Origin of the sequence: Halalkalicoccus jeotgali B3, assembly GCF_000196895.1 — an archaeon.
Lineage (GTDB): Archaea > Halobacteriota > Halobacteria > Halobacteriales > Halalkalicoccaceae > Halalkalicoccus > Halalkalicoccus jeotgali.
Genome location: NC_014299.1, coordinates 218,181 through 235,462 on the forward strand (window position 1 = coordinate 218,181; position 17,282 = coordinate 235,462).

Consider the following 17,282-nt stretch of genomic DNA (forward strand, 5'->3'; position numbering starts at 1 on the left):
CGCAGAACGGCTCCTCAAGAACATAGTTGGTGTAGCAATAGTTTGATTTAGCGATAATATGAACTACACTTGTGACTCAGAACACCCTTACTCGGCATTTTGACGAACTCCAGTCTCAACTAGAGCGACTTCCAGAGACAGATGAACCGCCTCCGACGACGCTCCAACTCCTTGGGCAGAGTCGACAAGAAGGTGATTGGCAGCGTTTCCTTGCCTATTTCCTCTCGCCGAAGGAACCCCACGGGCTTGACTACGCCGCGGTAGAGCAGTTCCTACAGGGGCTGAGTGACCGAGACGATATCAACTTCGAATTCTCGCGATTCGACCTCGAAGACATCAATGTGGCGACCGAAGTCCCGATTCCAAATGGTCGGCTCGACGTTCTAATCTGGTGTGAAGAAGAGTGGTTCGTCCTCTGTGAGTTGAAGATCGACTCCGCAGAGGGTGACGGACAAACACCGAAATACACCACTACCGAGACGTTCCAGAACATTGACTTAGATCCTGCTGACGTCCCGGAAGATCGTCGGCACTACCTCTATGTCACACCTGACCGATCACTACCTACGTCGCCTGTCTTTGTCGCTATTGGGTGGTCGTGGATCGCCGCACAACTCCGGGCCGTTCAAAAATCGGATTACGGCAGCTATCCAGCGCGTACAACCGGGCAACTAGACGACTTTATTGATACGATCGAAACTGAACTCACGATGACTGATCACGAACGGAATGAGACTGAAAAGGCTAGCCTGTACGTCGACTACTACGACGAAATTGACGAAGTCCAGGGTGCATTCCAGAACGGGTGGAATGACCTCATCAATACCTGGGGGCGCCGACTCGCTACCACTCTTGATGCTGCTCAACTCGTCGAGGGCCCTGAAGGTGTCCCACCGGTACCCGATGAGGACGTACTGCTTCAGCTTCCAGACGGAGAGGGTCGTCGCCGTTACTGGCTGTGTCGCCAAGCGAACGGCAAGTGGTCATGGCTGTTCCCAACCGAGTGGTGGACCCACTTAGACCGTGGTGAACCAGTCTACCGAAACGAAAAGCCCAACGCACGTATCGGATTCCTTCACCGCCCGGAGTTCGACCGAGAGACCGTGCTTGGCGATCACGAGTTGACGTTCTACCTCCGAAATGCACCCTCCGGCAATGACAAATTCTATCCGCGATTCGCGGAACGATTCAATTCGGATGATAGGATCGCTGCTGCCCTCCCAGAGAGATCTGAGCGGCGCAGTCGAAAATCGAACGTCGTCGAGGGTACCTACGAGATCGATATTGACGAACATGACAGCCTGTTCTCTGGCTATATTGCTGCATTAGCCACTGCTGTCGACGACCACATCGTGTCGAATCCTTCCTTGATTGGACGGATCGATGAACTCTATGAGGAAACTCTTGCAGAGGTTCTTGCAAGTGACTCTGCGTGAGTAGTTCATAGCCGAACCAAACCACTGTTTTAGGCGTGTGGGTTGAGCTAAGGAGATCTGCTGCATTCGGTCTCTCTGTGCAGCACGCTATTCTTATCACAGTCTGTAAATTTCAATAGAGTACTGACTGGACCTCTGTGGTTGTTCATAAGAGGCCCTCTTTTGACGTGGTCAGCCTTGTGCAACGAAACCTCCTTGAATGCGAGATGTTGCACAAGGTAGACTCTCTTTGAGGAGTGACTACCCTCTGTTAGTCCTAATCAACGGATACGCTCCTCACCAGCGGCCGACAGCGTACGTCTTTCGATACGGCTGGTAATACGGCTTTTCGACAGTCCGGAGATCGAACTCACCGGAGCGTGATTTCTCGGTTTCGATGCCACTGGCAGAACACTCTGTGGTCGTTTCTCGTGGATCAACGGCGACGAAATGCGTTTTTGCGTTCGCACTTGTATTTGGGCATCCGGAGGAACATTCCCATGACGCTGATGTCCGGTTGCGACTGTTCGACAGAAGTTTCATCAGCTCTTTTGCGTTGAGGGCTTCGACCACCACGATTTACTATGTGTGTTCGAGAATTAGTGGTATGGATCCTAATCTGGATCGATTTTCCTCTCGCCGTTCAACCGTCTACGGAAAGCGCGGTGTTGTTTCGACGAGCCAACCCCTCGCAGCAGAAGCAGGAATCGCAATCATGCGTGACGGTGGCAATGCCTTTGACGCAGCGGTCGCGACCGCTGCAGCACTCAACGTTGTCGAACCAACCTCGACTGGATTAGGTGGCGACGTGTTCGCACTCTACCGAACTGCCGATGGTGATGTCGGTGCGATGCGTGCCTGTGGCGGCGCTCCTGCTGGCGCGACGATCGAGGCCGTTCGCGAGGCAGTCGCCGACGATGATTCCTCGGAGGTTGCGGATCCTGCGAGCGTCGAGATGCCTGAAACGGGTGCGCACGCGGTGACTGTCCCTGGGACTGCCCGTGGTTGGGAGGCCACTGCGGATCGCTTCGGGACTTTCGATCTCGGTCGATTGCTCCAGCCCGCAATCCGGTACGCAACGGACGGGTATCCAGTCTCGGAGGTTGTCTCGGCTCAATGGCAACACGGAGAGGACCTGTTCAAGACTGACCACGCTCGCGAGGCGTTCCTCTTCGATGGTTCCGCCCCGGAAACCGGTCAGCACGTTACGCTCCCGAAACTCGGCGCATCACTGGAGTTGATCGCTGAGGAGGGTGCCGACGTCGTTTATGACGGCGAAATAGCTGAGGCAATTGCGACAGAAGTTCAAAAAGAAGGTGGCTTCTTGACCGTCGACGATCTCGCCGCCTTTGAAGTCGAGTGGCCAGAACCCGTCTCAACGACGTACAACGATGCGGAGGTATTCGAACTCCCGCCGAATAATCAGGGGCTGATCGCCTTAGAAGCGCTCAACATTGCCGAGGAGCTTGGTGCAGGCGAGTACGATCGAAACTCCCCGGAGCGAATCCATGCCCTCGTCGAGGCAATGAAACTCGCATTCCATGACGGACATCACTATATCACGGATCCCGAGTACGCCGACCATCCCCCGCTCGGGTCGAAAGACTGGGCCAGACGTCGCGCTCAGTCCGTCGGTGAGACCACAAACAATGACGTTTCGGTTGGAGTCCCGAATGCCAACGCAGAGGACGCTGATACAGTCCTGCTGACCGTTGCTGACGACGAAGGCAACGTGGTTTCATACATCAACTCGCGGTTCGCCGGCTTCGGGTCGGGGGTCGTCGCCGGCGAGACGGGGATCGCACTACAGAACCGTGGGTCGTCGTTTTCGCTTGATAAGAACCATCCCAATAGCCTCGAACCAGGCAAGCGTCCGTTTCACACGCTTATTCCCGGTCTCGTCCAGTTTGGAGAAGACGACTGGGCCGGTTTTGGTGTGATGGGTGGGTACATGCAGCCACAAGGCCACGTCCAGCTGATCAGCAATATTGTCGATTATGGCATGCCCCTACAACGTGCCTTAGACGAGCCCCGGTGGCGCTACCGAGAGGACGGCCAACTTGCAGTTGAGCCGCATTTCGACACCAGCGTGGTTGCGAAGCTCGTACGGAAAGAGCACGACATCTGTATCCTTTCATCCGGTATGTTCGGCGGCGCCCAGATCGCCCGTAACGAGCAAGGCGTCCTTTCGGGTGCGACCGAGCCGCGCAAGGATGGGAACGCTCAGGGCTACTGATAGCCCGTCCCTGAAGGCATAAGGATTTGCGACTGATTCAACGAAAGACCCGAACAGCTATTAGCGTTTCACCTCACGAGAAACTGTGACACTAGTCGACACAGAACGTTTCGAAAAGACCTACGAGAAGTATTCCGAGATCGGACGAACAGACCGAGATGGTCTCCATCGTCTCACTCTTAGTGAGACTGATGCAGCGGTACGCGATCTATTTGTTGCTGATCTTGAGGACCTTGGACTCGATATTCGAATTGACGAAATTGGGAATATATTCGGCCGCCGAGATGGGACCAAACCTAATGCCGCACCAGTTCTTATCGGATCACATCTAGATTCACAGCCTTACGGGGGGCGCTATGATGGACAGCTTGGCGTTCTTGCTGCACTAGAAACGCTTCGCCTGTTTGAAGATAGAGATATCGACACATCACGACCGGTAGAAATAGTTAATTGGACTAATGAAGAAGGAAGTCGATTCAAACCTGCTCTAATGGGGAGTGGAGTCTTCACTGATAAGTTTGAAACCGAGGAGATTCTCTCTAATACAGATCGAGACGGTATCTCGGTTGAGGCAGCACTGCAGAATATCGGATACGATGGAGAGAGCCCAGCCAAACCGATGGAGGACATTCATGCATATCTTGAGGTGCATATTGAGCAGGGGCCGGTATTAGAGCAAAATGAAACAAATGTCGGAATTGTCGATGGCGTATTTGGAATGTCATGGCTTGAAGCAACGATCTACGGTGAGGCGGACCATGCAGGACCGTCGCCTATTCATAGCCGGAATGATGCGTTAGTTGCGGCAGCCGATGCCGTTACTGCCATTCGGCGATTATCTAATCGCTTTTCAGACGACGTGGTTACAACGGTTGGTGAGTTTTCAGTTTCCCCAGACTCAATCAACGTTGTTCCAGATGAGGTCACCTTCTCAATTGACTTACGGAGCTACGATGATGATACTGTTGCCCGTGGTGTCGAACATATCGAAAAAGAGCTGGAAACCGTCTGTGAACGTGAAGGGACAGAATTTGAGTTGGAGGAACTCTGGCGAATTCCGCACACGGAGTTTTCGCCTACTGTGTGCGATATTGTTACTGAGGCAGCAACGGAATCGGACTGCAGTTATCAGCGGATAATTGGTGGCGCTGGCCACGATGCAAATTATCTAAATGATATTACTGACGCGGCCTTACTATTTGTACCGAGTGTAGACGGTAAAACTCATAACGAAGCGGAATTCACCGAATGGGAGGATATACTTGCAGGTGTTGATGTGTTTGCCCGAGCGACTAACCAACTGGCGGATCAAAACTAGGTTAAAGAGTAAGAGAAAGGTGTCCCTTACGCGGCTTGGACGTTAGTCCAAATTTCGTCGTATCGCTGTTCAACTTCGTCATCAAGCGGTCCATTCCAGTAAAGATTGTCAACATTAATGTCATTCCATTGAATAGCTTCAACAAGCCCATCGTCAATTCGATCGTCATCTGAAAGAAGAGATTCAATGTCCTCGTGGGGGACTTTATAATTCATGATATTAACGAATTCTCGGAATGAGTCCTCACTAATCACGTAATTTAGGAAGTTGAGTGTTGCCCGTGGATGTGGCGCATCAGCCGGAATTACGATTGAATCTGTTCCGAAGAGCGATCCGGCCTCAGGAACAGTCCATGAGACATGATCTGCATCATGCGAAAAATTAGCAATATTTATCCGTCCACTAGTATGTGTCCCAAGAATAACTTCTTCATTGATAAATGACTGCATATGGCTTTCGTGCTCCGAGGCGTAGGTCACGACCAAGTCTTTCTGGTTAATGAGGACTTCTTCAATTTCATCAAAGTCATCCGGATCATTTGGATCTTGGCCAGTATAGAGGGCCCCGAGTTTTCCAGCAGCCGATGCGTAGTGGACCATCAACGCCATCTGGTCAGCAAACTCTTCATCCCAAAGGATGTCCCATGAATCCGGCTCACTATCGAAATATTCGTTGTTGTATACAAGTGCAGGGAACACGTTGATCGAATGGGGCACAGCATATACACCACCGTTCTCACCGCTCAAATTCTCAACAATCGGATCGGTGAAGTTACTATCTAAATGCTCCCAGTTTGGTAACCGGTCAACAGGGATTTCGGCGAGGAATCCTGATTCAGATGCTCGGCCAGCCCATTCGCCGGTTGTCCCAATATGGTCGATATTGTGATTTCCAGACTGGAGTTGGGCGAACCATTGGCTAGGTTGGGAATATCCTTCCACCGTTGGATTGACATCAAACTCCTCGCCAAATGATTCAGAAGCCCACTCAGCCCATTGAACATACCAGTTCCAGACATTGAGTTCTTCCTCGTATTCATCGGTAGGAATTTCTTCAACATCCATGAGAACTGTTGATCCCTCTCCATTATTGTTTTCAGTTGGATCTCCGCCTAAGCAGCCCGCAAGAACGGTTACAGATCCGATACCGCCTGCTTTGAGAACAGATCGCCGATCAAAAGCAGTGCGGTTCGTGTTATCTTGACTCACATCATCTATCCTCTGTTACGCCTACTTATGCCTATTGGTATCTACAACATTACTAATCAAGAAGATTTCTCCCAAAACTCTTCAATTGCTATTATACTTGGATAATCAGACTACCGAGAGGACATCACATGATGTATGATATCTTGTCACAAATCGTCACCCTTATCACGAGCGATGCAGTCAGCCCGATTATGGACTGTACAACTAATCAATTACTTCGGATTGATGTTGGTAAACACAAGGGAGTGAGCGTAAATGTCCAGTGAGACATCAGTAGCAGTTGAAAATCTCCGAAAAGAGTACGGAGATTTGACTGCAGTTAAGGATGCGAATTTCGAGCTTGCGACAGGGGAATTCGTTTCGATTCTTGGACCAAGCGGGTCTGGAAAATCAACCATTCTTCGTATGATTGCTGGTTTTGAATCAGCGACGTCTGGAACAGTCACGGTTGCCGGATTTGATATTACCAATGATCCACCTTTTGAGCGGAATACTAATATGGTGTTTCAAGATCTTGCGCTATTCCCTCATCTCACTGTCGGTGAAAATATTGAATACGGACTCAAGCAACAAGGAATCAAAAAAGACGAACGAAAGCAATCAATTAAAGAGATGCTGACGATGGTACAGCTTGAAGGGTACGCAGATCGCGATATCAGCGAACTCAGTGGTGGTGAGCAACAGCGAGTCGCGCTTGCCCGGTCAATTGTCAACGAACCAGAGGTCGTCCTCTTCGACGAGCCACTCGCATCACTTGACCGGAAGCTTCGCCAACATATGCAGTTTGAATTGCAGCGAATCCAAGAAGAGACTGGGATTACATTTCTCTATGTAACTCATGATCAGGAAATCGCACTCTCAATCTCTGATAGAATGGTCATTCTAAACGATGGGCACATTGAACAGGTCGGGTCAGTTGAAGAACTCTATGAGACGCCTGCTACCCAATTCGTCGCCGACTTCCTTGGAGATATTAATGCGATTCAGGTTCATGTAACACAACTCTCTGACAACACTGTGACGTTTACTGCAGACAATCTTACACTCACGTGTGACCAAGGGGATGTGACATTGCCTGGAAACACAAACCTACAGGAAGGAGATCATGGGACGGTCGCAATCCGTCCGCATAATGTCCGTCTCTCGGCGGATCCATCAGAGGGGCTTATCTCTGGTAGAGTGCAAAACCGGATGTATCGCGGAAACGAAACCGCCTATATCGTTGCGACAGACTGGGACGAATTCCTCGTTATCGATGATACGCTCGGTACAACACTCGATATTGGTACAACTGTGTCCTTGGGGTGGGATATGAATGATGTATTCGTGTTTGTTACTTCAGAGGAAGTATCTAAGGAGGCCCGCTAGTATGCCACTCTCGACTGGATCTGAAACTGCATCAGGTATGCGAGGTGTCTACCTCCAACTTCGCAAGTATCGGTGGTTCCGCCTGCTGATTCTAATCGGACTGCCGATGTTTGTCTTGGCTGCGTTTTTTGTTGTTCCGCTATTCTTCATGGTTGGGCTCTCATTTCTCGATGGTCTCCCACCCGGAGCGGGCATAACACTTGACAACTATCTCGGGGTCGTTGATAGCGTTTATCTGAGTGTCCTTTGGCGAACATTTGTTTTGACAGCACAGACGACACTATTAGTGAGTGTGCTCGGCTATACGCTTGCCTATAGTATGGTTCGGTTCAGTAAGCATACAACTTTCTTCCTTCTCTTAGTCGTTCTGCCGTTCTGGACGAATTATATTGTCCGAATGTACGCATTGATTACAGTCTTTCAGAATGGTGGTGCATTGAGTTGGCTAATGAACGCTGTTGGTCTTGCTAACGGCGATTTCGGAATCTTGTATACAAACCATGCCGTGTTCCTCGGTTTATCCTATGTTTGGCTCCCACTTGCAACGCTGCCATTCTATGCGTCACTGACAAACCTTGATACGGATCTAATCGACGCTGCAAAAGATCTTGGAGCCGGACCAATCAAAGCGTTTGTCACTGTCACCCTCCCGATGACGTATACTGGAATTATGGCAGGTGTCGTGCTTGTTGCGATTCCAGCCTTTGGTTCGTTCGTGACGCCGGAGCTTCTCGGTGGGACTAATCAAGTGATGATCGGGAATATTATTGACCAACAGTTCAACCAAGCGTTTAACTGGCCCTTTGGCTCAGCACTCGGAATTATTGTTTCTGCGTTTATGGTATTAATCTTGGCAGTAAGTGCACTAGGTGGGAATAGTATATCGAGAACGGGTGATGTAGAATGAATCGTATCAGTGCTCCTATTGAACGGTTCATTCACAGCTACGGTAGTATTCTTGGGAGAGTAACGATGGTGCTCGTACTGATCGGTCTATGGGCACCTATCGCCCTTGTCGCATTTATGTCATTTGCTGAAGGTGGAGTCCTCACATTCCCTCCAGATGGTCTCACTACACACTGGTACCGTGATTTCCTTGGGAATGGTTCTGCGATTCAGTCAATCATTACGACCTTGCAAGTTAGTCTTATCGTGACACCGATAACGGTCTCACTTGCAACAGTATTCTCATACGGTATCAGTCGGTATGAGTTCCGTGGGAAGGGACTTACTCAAATAGCGATTTCCTTGCCACTAATCGTTCCTCTCGTCGTAACGGGGATCGCACTAACGCTATTCTTTGGCTTTCTTAATCTCGGTAGTGGTTACTTCGCTGTTGTCGTCTCACATGTTGTCCGAACGCTTCCATTCGCAGCGCTCATTATCCTTCCTACATTCCTGACGTTTGATACACGTCTCGAAGAAGCCTCGCAGGATCTTGGTGCGACTGAAATAGAGACATTTTTTAAAGTTACACTTCCTAACACATTCCCAGGACTTGTTGCCGGTGGTCTGCTTGCGTTTACAATCTCCTTCAACGAATTCGTCTATACCTACTTTGTTGCGGGAACTGGGACAGAGACCATGCCGCTGTATCTCTGGAACCAGATCCAGTTCTCAGCAACACCAGAGGTCAACGTTCTAAGTGTGATATTTCTGCTCGTTGCGATCGCGACTGTACTGATTGCCGTCCTCTTTACCAACGTCGAACGCATTACAACGCAGACCTGACCAACGGATTCAGCATCTTCCGCAACCCGCATCTTTACCAAGGGATGGTATGACTACACATACGAAATGAGCGAGTTAGATAAGACAATAATTGCACATATCCAAGAACGGGAAGATGAACTCCTTGACCTCGTCACCAACCTCGTTAGAGCGCGCAGCGACAAAGGGAACGAAAAAGGTGCCCAAGAGGTCGTCATTGATGAACTCGAGACTCTAGGAATAGAGCCGGATGTATGGGTGCCTGATGTTGAGCAGCTCCGCGACCACCCCGCATACTTTGATACCGCAACTTACGAAGACTACGGCTATGATGATCGACCAAACGTCGCCGGAACAATCGATGGGGAAGGGGACGGGCGCTCGCTTACGCTCTCTGGTCATGTTGATGTCGTCTCAGTCGACGATCTCGATAAGTGGACCTACGATCCATGGGATACAACGATTGAGGACGGGCGCATCTACGGACGCGGAACTACGGATATGAAAGGAGGCGTTGCAGCAAATATTTTCGCAGCAAAAACGCTTCACGACCTTGGCATCGAACTCAATGGCGACTTCACTATCCAAACGACGGTCGACGAGGAAGCTGGTGGTACCGGTGGCGTACTCTCGGCCTTAGAACGAGGCTATCAACCCGACGCTGCGATCATCACTGAACCATATCTCATCCCAAATATCGGTGTCGCAAGTGCCGGCGTTATGTATTTTCGTGTAACTGTAACTGGGAAGGCAGCACACGCTGCACGGGGATTCCAAGGAACGAACTCTGCAGTTAAAGCTGCTGCACTAATACAAGCGCTTGATGAACTCGATCAGCAGCGCAAAGCGGATATTTCGTTCGAACCAGCTGTCAAACAGTATCCGAACGCGGAAGGAAGCGTCACGAACCTCAACATCGGTGTCGTTGATGCTGGCGACTGGCCATCGACAGTTCCCTCGAAAACAGTTCTTGAATGTCGCATTGGATGGCCACCGGGCGAAACACGAGAAGAGGTACGCGAGCAGGTCGAATCCGTAATCGCTGATGTCACAGAAGACGACAGCTGGCTCAGCGAACACCCTCCTGAACTCGAATGGTACGGGTGGAGTGCCGAACCTCACGAAGTCGATTCAGACGAAGAGATCGTTCAACTCGCAAAAGAACACGCTGAAGCCATTACTGGGCAAACCGGCTCTTTCGTAGGAGGACTTGCAGGTCTTGATGAGCGCTTCTACAATCACTACTACGATATTCCGTGCCCAAGTGTCGGACCCCGCGGAGACAATATCCATGGTGCCGATGAGTACGCCGAAATTGACTCGCTTGTCCAGACTGCTCAAACCGTTGCCCTCGCTGCAGTCGACTGGTGTGGTGTCGCCGAGCAGTGAGGTAACCGTCCGTTCAACATGCCACGTGTGAAAATGAGACTGCAGCAAAAACTTTAGCGAGTCTTGAGAACGCTCTGAATTCCCTCGCAAACGATATCACTCCCGACTTCCGCTTGCTTTTTGGTCAGTACAAGTGGTGGGATAATCCGCAATACATTCCCGTATCGTCCAGCACTCCAGACCAATACACCGTTTTCGAAGCATTCCGTCTGGATCTCCTTGACTACGTTTGCATCCGGTTCGCCGCTTTCATCGACAAACTCCACACCAATAAACAGGCCCCGACCCCGAACATCAACAATTCGATCGGTTACTTCCGAAACCTCTCTAAACCGTCCTCGGAGATATTCGCCGACATCGGTCGCATGTGCTAAGAGATCGTGAGCCTCGATATACTCAATCGCTCGAAGTCCTCCAACCATCGCCGGTGTGTTCCCACGGAATGTTCCAATATGACCACCAGCATCCCATGTATCGAATTTCTCATGGTATACCATCGCTCCGATCGGAAGTCCAGATCCACCCAATGATTTCGCCATTGTTATTGCATCAGGAGTTACGTCAAAATGATCACTCCCAAACCACTCGCCCGTCCGTCCAAGCCCTGTTTGGATTTCATCGACAATCAGCAACGCATCATTGTCATCGGCAATTTTGCGAAGTCCTTTGAGGAACCCCTCTGGCGGAACAACAACACCACCTTCGCCTTGAATCGGTTCGACCCAGATCCCCGCTGGATCTTCAGTCCCTCCATACGGATCTTCGAATTTCTGGCGCACTGCTTTGAGAGCCTGATCACGTTCCTGTTCGGTTGGAACGGTCGGATACGGTGCGTGAACGACGTCCGAAAGGAGCGGTGTGTATCCCTTTTTGTACTTTTTTCCAGCAGTGAGACTCAATGCTCCCGATGTCGCTCCATGATATGCTCCTTCAAACGCAAGTAACCCATGGCGTCCAGTGTTGTGCTTAGCCAGTTTGATAGAGCCCTCAATTGCATCACTCCCACTAGGCCCACCGAATACGACATTGCTTGAGCCAGCAAGTCCACCTGGGGCGATCTCACGCAACTTCTCAATGAGATCGAGACGAGCTTCAGTCGGGAAATCAATTGTATGCGTGATCTTTCCCAACTGCTCACGCGTTCCCTCTAGAACATATGGATTTGAGTGGCCTACGTTCAACACACCGATTCCCGCAAAGAAATCGAGAAACGTATTACCGTCCACATCACGGATCGTTGCTCCTTTCGCTTCTTCGAGTGCAATGGGAATGCGCTTTGGATATGCTACCGCAGCACTGTCAATTTCGACTTGCTGATCCAGCAGTGAACGCGATTTTGGCCCTGGCACTGTATCCACATTTGGTTCTTCGCTAAAATGGAGCGTGTCAATATTTGGCATAGAAGCCATAATCTACTATCGAGAAGAAGGTGGCATAATAATTCGGGTCCCGGAACAACAGTGCTTTAGGTGTAGTACTAACAAGGAAACTATTGTTTCTATCTTTCATAAGAATTGATCCGTAAACTGTTTATTGTTATTCTTGAACCACAATTAGCAAATGTCCTGTCTTCTAAGTACGACCGGGAAATACATCTAATCTGTCATTCTGGCGAAAAGTGAATTTTGCTAGGTGCCTCTTCAATACTTCAGTAGCTACTTTATCGCCGTATATTTCCAAAGTGGATAAGACCCCCCACTGTATATGATAACGTGTTACATGAATCACGTGGACACGATCCAAGAAACAATTGAGGCGAAAGAAGACGAACTCATTGAGCTTGCAACAGATCTTGTCGAAGCGAAATCAGTTACTGGTAATGAAGTTCCAGCACAAAATGTTATTGTCGACCGACTCGAACACTTGGATCTCGAGCCTGACGTATGGGACCCCTCTGCGGACGATCTTGCCAGTCATGAAGGGTATTTCGAGACATCGTCATACGACGACGTTGGCTACGAAGGTCGGCCAAATGTCGCGGCTCGTATTAAGGGTGGTGACGGGCCGACCCTAACAGTTGGTGGGCATATCGACGTCGTTGACGTTACTGAATCGGAATGGAACCGCTCTCCTTGGACGGTTACACAGGAAGAAGACACTCTATACGGTCGTGGCGTCGCCGACATGAAAGGAGGTCTCGCCTCCGTGCTTATCGCGATTGAGGCGCTGGCTGAAAACGATATAGAACTGAATGGCGATCTACTGTTCCAGAGCACAATTGAGGAGGAAGACGGTGGTGTCGGGGGTGCTCTCTCAGTGCTTGAGCGTGGTTATGTTCCTGATGCAGCGGTCGTAGCGGAACCGTTCAATCTCCCGAACGTCGGTATTGCAAGTGCCGGAGTGATGTACTTCCGAGTAACTGTGCCCGGAAAGAGTGTACATGCTGCATGGGGTCATGAGGGCGTCAACGCAATCGGAAATGCTGCGCTAGTATATCAGGCACTTGAGGAACTCGACACCGAGCGAAAAGCACACATCGATTATGAACCGGCATATCGAGCCAATCCCGACCTCGAAGGAAACGTCACGAATCTCAATCTCGGTATGATTGAGGCTGGCGATTGGCCGTCAACGCTTCCCGCAGAAGCGATTATGAAAGGCCGTATCGGTTGGCCGCCGGGTGAAAGTCGCGCCGAGGTACGCGCTCAAATTGAAGACGCCGTTGCGGCGGTAGCCAAGGAAGACAGTTGGCTCTCTGAGTATCCCCCGGAAGTCGAGTGGTTTGGGTGGCAAGCTGAACCTCACGAGATTGATTCGACATGTGAGATCGCAACAATAGCGAAAGGCGTTGGAGAGGCAGTCACAGGACGCTCTGGAACATACGTAGGAGGAAATGCTGGACTTGACGAGCGATTCTACACACTTTATTACGGCGTTGATGCCGTGTCAGTTGGACCTGATGGGGCTAATTTGCACGGTGCAGATGAGCATACGACTGTCACTTCGCTAAAAGAAACGGCACTAACGACTGCGGTTATCGCGACTGAGTACTGTGGGGTATCTGCGTGACTGCTCAGAATCGCATCCCTTCAAATACGAATTTGAGATCGATCAGACCGAAAGATTACGGATTGATCTGACGTCACTTACTATAACACAGCATTAGACATCGTGTTTCACCACTGCTACAGATTGTACCGGGAAATATTGGACGGAGACCGATCCATAGCAATACACGAATTACAATAAAAACCCAACTATGACCGATAATATAACCGTATATTGGCACGACCGAATGCTCGACCACGAGCCACCGAAAGGAGCCTTCAAATACCCATCGACGCCCATCGTCGCACACGACGAAGTCCATCCAGACCGTCCTGAACGCGTCGAGAACATTTTAGCGATGATCAACCACTCGTTTCCTGAGCGCTCGCAAATCGTTGAGCCGGAGCGGGCAACTCGTGCGGAGATAGAACGTGTTCATAGTAGTGAGTATATTGACTGGATTGAGGAGTTCTGTGCTGATGGCGGTGGCCGTATCGAAGACACGACGACTGGACTAAATGAGGCGACGTTCGACACCGCCCGAGTCGCTGCCGGAGCAGCGATTGGGGCTGTTCACGATAGTATGGAGGGGTCACAGGACCTTCCGTACGCGCTTTGCCGACCAAGCGGCCATCATGCGCAGCCGACCTGCGCGGATGGCTTTTGCTTTCTAAATAACGCTGCAATTGCAGCGGAAGCCGCAATCGATATGAGCGCTGATCGAGTCGCGATTATTGATTGGGATGTCCACCATGGAAATGGAACGCAGGAAGCGTTCTACGACCGTGATGACGTTCTCTTCGTGAGCGCCCATCACGACCACGGATCATGGCATCCTGAATACCATCCGCAGGAAGGGTCACTTGAAGAGGTCGGTACTAATCGCGGTGAGGGCTACAACGTGAACGTGCCCCTCCCACCAGGAACGGGTGATCGCGGCTATAATCATCTGTTTGATCGTCTTGTCGACCCAATCGTGAGCGAATTTGATCCGACGGTTATTATCGTCAGTGCAGGACAGGACGCGGGCGCGGCCGATCCGAACGGACGAAACCTCGTGACACGTGGGGGATTCCGGCAGCTAGGTTCGCGTGTAAAAACGCTTGCAGATCAAACAGCGGATGGTCAATTAGCACTAATCCAAGAGGGGGGGTATCAACCGTCCCACCTCTCATTTGCGACTCTTGGTGTATTCGAGGGCATTCTGGATCGACGGGTGGATCTAGAGCATTTTGGGATGGACGACCCCTTCGAGTGGCTTGACGAGCCGACCGATCTGGTCGATTCATGGCTGGACAAAGCGGTTGATCATCACCGAAATCATTGGTCGATCGAGTAGTTCGAACGTAGTTATTTTCAGAATCGACGCAAATTTGTTTTTGTTGGAACCCTCAAGAGGTGATCGGCTTGGAGCTGTGCTAAATATAGGCGCATATTTTGCAAGCTCAAGTGTCTCGAACTCCTCATAACGAGCCTTCAATACCGGTACCAGCAAAAGTACGATCATTGAGGTAGGGCTGCCGTAGACTATTGAAGTCCCCAAAGAAGGCCAATTGGCGGGACCACCGCTGTTAACCAGTTCCTGAATAATATTCAGCTATTCTTATCAGCTGCCCCATAATATTTATCTACATCATTATCTTTCTACGTTGTATGGACAAGAGTGCTCCGGAGGACGTTTCTGATTCGATTCGCTATCAGGGAAAGGCGGTGAACGATTTGGAGTGGATACTTCAATTTCTTTCAGATCAAGAGACGGGTGTTCTCGGTCTTATCGACGATAATTCTCCCCACCTCGTAACACAACTCTTCGTCTATGATGACGACAAAGGGGTGATTTTCATGCACGGTGCACAGGATGGACGGGCGTACAGCCTCGTCGAAAACGGAGACCGGCTGCGAGCTTCCTTCACTACGAGCGAAAAGGGGCGGTATATCCCGGCTGACGAGCCAGTGAATTTCACTGTCGAGTACTCAAGCGTGGTCGCGTATGGAACCATTGACCTCCTCACTGGCGAGGCGGAGAAACAACGTGTTCTCGAACGATTCATGGCTAAATTCGCTCCCCAGTTGACCAAAGGAGAGGATTACAAGGAGATGACTGAAGAGTCAATCGGGCGAACGGCTGTCTATCGTCTTGATGTAGAATCTTGGAGTGGGAAAAAAGGGTGGAAAGACCCGGATACACCGGGTGCATACGATCTTGAGGAAGTCTCAAAGCCGGGGTGAGACTTTGCTTATCGTCGGCCGTATCGGGGATGTCGAAGCTGATCCACGAGATGTCCATACCTATTGGGAGGTCGATCTTCTAGATCCAGGCGCTGTCAATACCTAGCAGATTGCTGTATGGCCGACCGCACGTGTATTTGCAGCAGGCCACCGGATCCGAATTGACGTGACGAGCAGTGATTTGTCGTGGTATAACCGGAATCTCAACACCGGTGAGGGACTCACGGGTGAAAAGATGAAAACGGCTGAGCAGACGATCTATCACGATCACGAACGCCCATCCCATATCTGTCTCCCGATTGTGCCGGTAGATGTCCTAGAAAAACGGATCATCAATGGTCCCACCCCTGATGAGGACGAATTATGACCGTAGTCCGTCCTCGATAGGAGTCTCGTGGACGATCAACTTACCACTGCTCTTGTGCACGGTCTGGGCGTTGGCGCTGGTAGATTTCGTCGCGAACGTCTTGGAACGTGTTGATGAGTTCGGCGACAGCATGGGTAATCGTCTCGAAGTATTCTTCGCCGAGTTCTGCAGTTGCGTCACTTGGATCGCCCCAGACGCCAGTTTCACTAATCCGGTAGTACGCCCCCTTGCCAATGAGTAGATGGTCCAACAGTGCCGCAGGGTTTTCAATATCCATCGGCAGATCAGGAGCATCAAAGGCCGTCTCTTCGAGATCGACAAGATCCTCATCAATAGCCATTACTGCTGCCGTTTCACCGATATTTGCGTGCCAGCCAGCATCGAATGACAGGTACTCTTCCATGTCGTCACCGCTTAGTGCATCCCAATAGGGGAATGCATACACGTAGTTCTCTTCAGGCAAGTCGTGTGACGCTTGATTGGCCCCAACTTTCGCTGCCCAGTCATTAGTGAGATGGCCAGATAGAAATACGATATCAGTGAACCCGGCTTCGGCCAGCGAATATGCGATATCATGCACTACTGTTGCGAGGGTTCTGTACGTGAGATAGGTAATGCCCGCGTATCCAGCGTGCATGTCTGATGCGCCATAGTTTATCGGCGGGCCGACAAGCGCGTCAACGTCCTCTGCAATACGTTCGCAGATTTCTGTTGGAATGAATGCGTCGGTCCCCATTGCGAGGTGCTCGCCGTGCTGTTCGGTTGTTCCGACTGGAATCAACGCTGTTGGTGTCTCTGCGCGGTCTAAGTATGATTCGACCTGGGGATGTCGAAGCTCATCGAGCCTGTGAGTGTCTGGCATGATACTGTGTAGATCAAACTATTCGATAAATCATTCCTTCAATCCCATTTTACTGAACATGGGATATATTCATTCTACCAAGCCTCACTTCTCGCCAGAAGTGACTGTGTCCTTGTTCCAGAGATCCACAATGATGTCCGAGATGCGTGGTGATGATGAGCCCTACTCACTATAAAGGTTGAAATCCGGTTT

General features: G+C 50.5%; 14 protein-coding genes. 11 read left to right on the forward strand and 3 right to left on the reverse strand.

Annotated elements, in window-relative coordinates; all coding sequences use genetic code 11:
- The first annotated feature begins 71 nt into the window (after window positions 1–71).
- From HACJB3_RS17495 to HACJB3_RS17505, 3 genes are all read left to right on the forward strand, one after another.
- The gene (locus tag HACJB3_RS17495) at window positions 72–1,436 is read left to right on the forward strand and encodes a PD-(D/E)XK nuclease family protein (protein ID WP_008415380.1); all 1,365 of its coding nucleotides are present in this window, start codon (window positions 72–74) and stop codon (window positions 1,434–1,436) included.
- A 586-nt stretch (window positions 1,437–2,022) separates the two neighbouring features.
- Window positions 2,023–3,651, forward strand: a complete 1,629-nt coding sequence (ggt, locus tag HACJB3_RS17500; RefSeq protein ID WP_049934745.1) for a gamma-glutamyltransferase — start codon at window positions 2,023–2,025, stop codon at window positions 3,649–3,651.
- An 85-nt stretch (window positions 3,652–3,736) separates the two neighbouring features.
- Complete coding sequence (locus tag HACJB3_RS17505) at window positions 3,737–4,969, forward strand: Zn-dependent hydrolase (RefSeq protein ID WP_049934746.1); 1,233 nt, start codon at window positions 3,737–3,739, stop codon at window positions 4,967–4,969.
- A 26-nt stretch (window positions 4,970–4,995) separates the two neighbouring features.
- On the opposite strand, the gene HACJB3_RS17510 is transcribed toward HACJB3_RS17505, so the two are convergent.
- Complete coding sequence (locus HACJB3_RS17510) at window positions 4,996–6,177, reverse strand: ABC transporter substrate-binding protein (RefSeq protein ID WP_148258282.1); 1,182 nt, start codon at window positions 6,175–6,177, stop codon at window positions 4,996–4,998.
- A 255-nt stretch (window positions 6,178–6,432) separates the two neighbouring features.
- On the opposite strand from HACJB3_RS17510, the gene HACJB3_RS17515 reads away from it, so the two are divergent.
- The 4 genes from HACJB3_RS17515 to HACJB3_RS17530 all read left to right on the forward strand — a co-directional run bounded on the left by HACJB3_RS17515 (window position 6,433) and on the right by HACJB3_RS17530 (window position 10,644).
- Window positions 6,433–7,545 carry an ABC transporter ATP-binding protein gene (locus HACJB3_RS17515; protein WP_081461380.1) on the forward strand — a complete coding sequence of 371 codons (1,113 nt, stop codon included), beginning with the start codon at window positions 6,433–6,435 and terminating at the stop codon, window positions 7,543–7,545.
- Window position 7,546: 1 nt separating this feature from the next.
- Window positions 7,547–8,452 (forward strand): ABC transporter permease, encoded by a 906-nt coding sequence (locus HACJB3_RS17520; protein WP_238532924.1) that lies wholly within the window; start codon window positions 7,547–7,549, stop codon window positions 8,450–8,452.
- 65 nt (window positions 8,453–8,517) lie between these two features.
- The gene (locus HACJB3_RS17525; protein WP_238532925.1) at window positions 8,518–9,276 is read left to right on the forward strand and encodes an ABC transporter permease; all 759 of its coding nucleotides are present in this window, start codon (window positions 8,518–8,520) and stop codon (window positions 9,274–9,276) included.
- Window positions 9,277–9,342: 66 nt separating this feature from the next.
- A complete protein-coding gene (locus HACJB3_RS17530) occupies window positions 9,343–10,644 on the forward strand; it encodes an ArgE/DapE family deacylase (RefSeq protein WP_008415367.1) in 1,302 nt (433 codons plus the stop codon).
- A gap of 53 nt (window positions 10,645–10,697) precedes the next feature.
- Here the strand turns inward: HACJB3_RS17530 and HACJB3_RS19300 are convergent, their stop codons facing one another.
- A complete protein-coding gene (locus tag HACJB3_RS19300; RefSeq protein ID WP_008415365.1) occupies window positions 10,698–12,053 on the reverse strand; it encodes an aspartate aminotransferase family protein in 1,356 nt (451 codons plus the stop codon).
- A 310-nt stretch (window positions 12,054–12,363) separates the two neighbouring features.
- Here HACJB3_RS19300 and HACJB3_RS17545 point away from each other — a divergent pair, with 310 nt between their 5' ends.
- The 4 genes from HACJB3_RS17545 to HACJB3_RS21285 all read left to right on the forward strand — a co-directional run bounded on the left by HACJB3_RS17545 (window position 12,364) and on the right by HACJB3_RS21285 (window position 16,228).
- The gene (locus HACJB3_RS17545; RefSeq protein ID WP_008415364.1) at window positions 12,364–13,653 is read left to right on the forward strand and encodes an ArgE/DapE family deacylase; all 1,290 of its coding nucleotides are present in this window, start codon (window positions 12,364–12,366) and stop codon (window positions 13,651–13,653) included.
- A gap of 190 nt (window positions 13,654–13,843) precedes the next feature.
- Window positions 13,844–14,971 (forward strand): histone deacetylase, encoded by a 1,128-nt coding sequence (locus tag HACJB3_RS17550; protein ID WP_008415362.1) that lies wholly within the window; start codon window positions 13,844–13,846, stop codon window positions 14,969–14,971.
- A 314-nt stretch (window positions 14,972–15,285) separates the two neighbouring features.
- Window positions 15,286–15,861 carry a pyridoxamine 5'-phosphate oxidase family protein gene (locus HACJB3_RS17555; RefSeq protein WP_008415360.1) on the forward strand — a complete coding sequence of 192 codons (576 nt, stop codon included), beginning with the start codon at window positions 15,286–15,288 and terminating at the stop codon, window positions 15,859–15,861.
- A 109-nt stretch (window positions 15,862–15,970) separates the two neighbouring features.
- Entirely contained in the window at window positions 15,971–16,228 is a 258-nt protein-coding gene (locus HACJB3_RS21285) for a CocE/NonD family hydrolase C-terminal non-catalytic domain-containing protein (RefSeq protein WP_081461381.1), read from the forward strand.
- Between the two features lie 40 nt (window positions 16,229–16,268).
- Here HACJB3_RS21285 and HACJB3_RS17560 read toward each other — a convergent pair whose 3' ends face one another.
- Complete coding sequence (locus HACJB3_RS17560) at window positions 16,269–17,090, reverse strand: creatininase family protein (protein ID WP_008415358.1); 822 nt, start codon at window positions 17,088–17,090, stop codon at window positions 16,269–16,271.
- Between the last annotated feature and the right edge of the window lie 192 nt (window positions 17,091–17,282).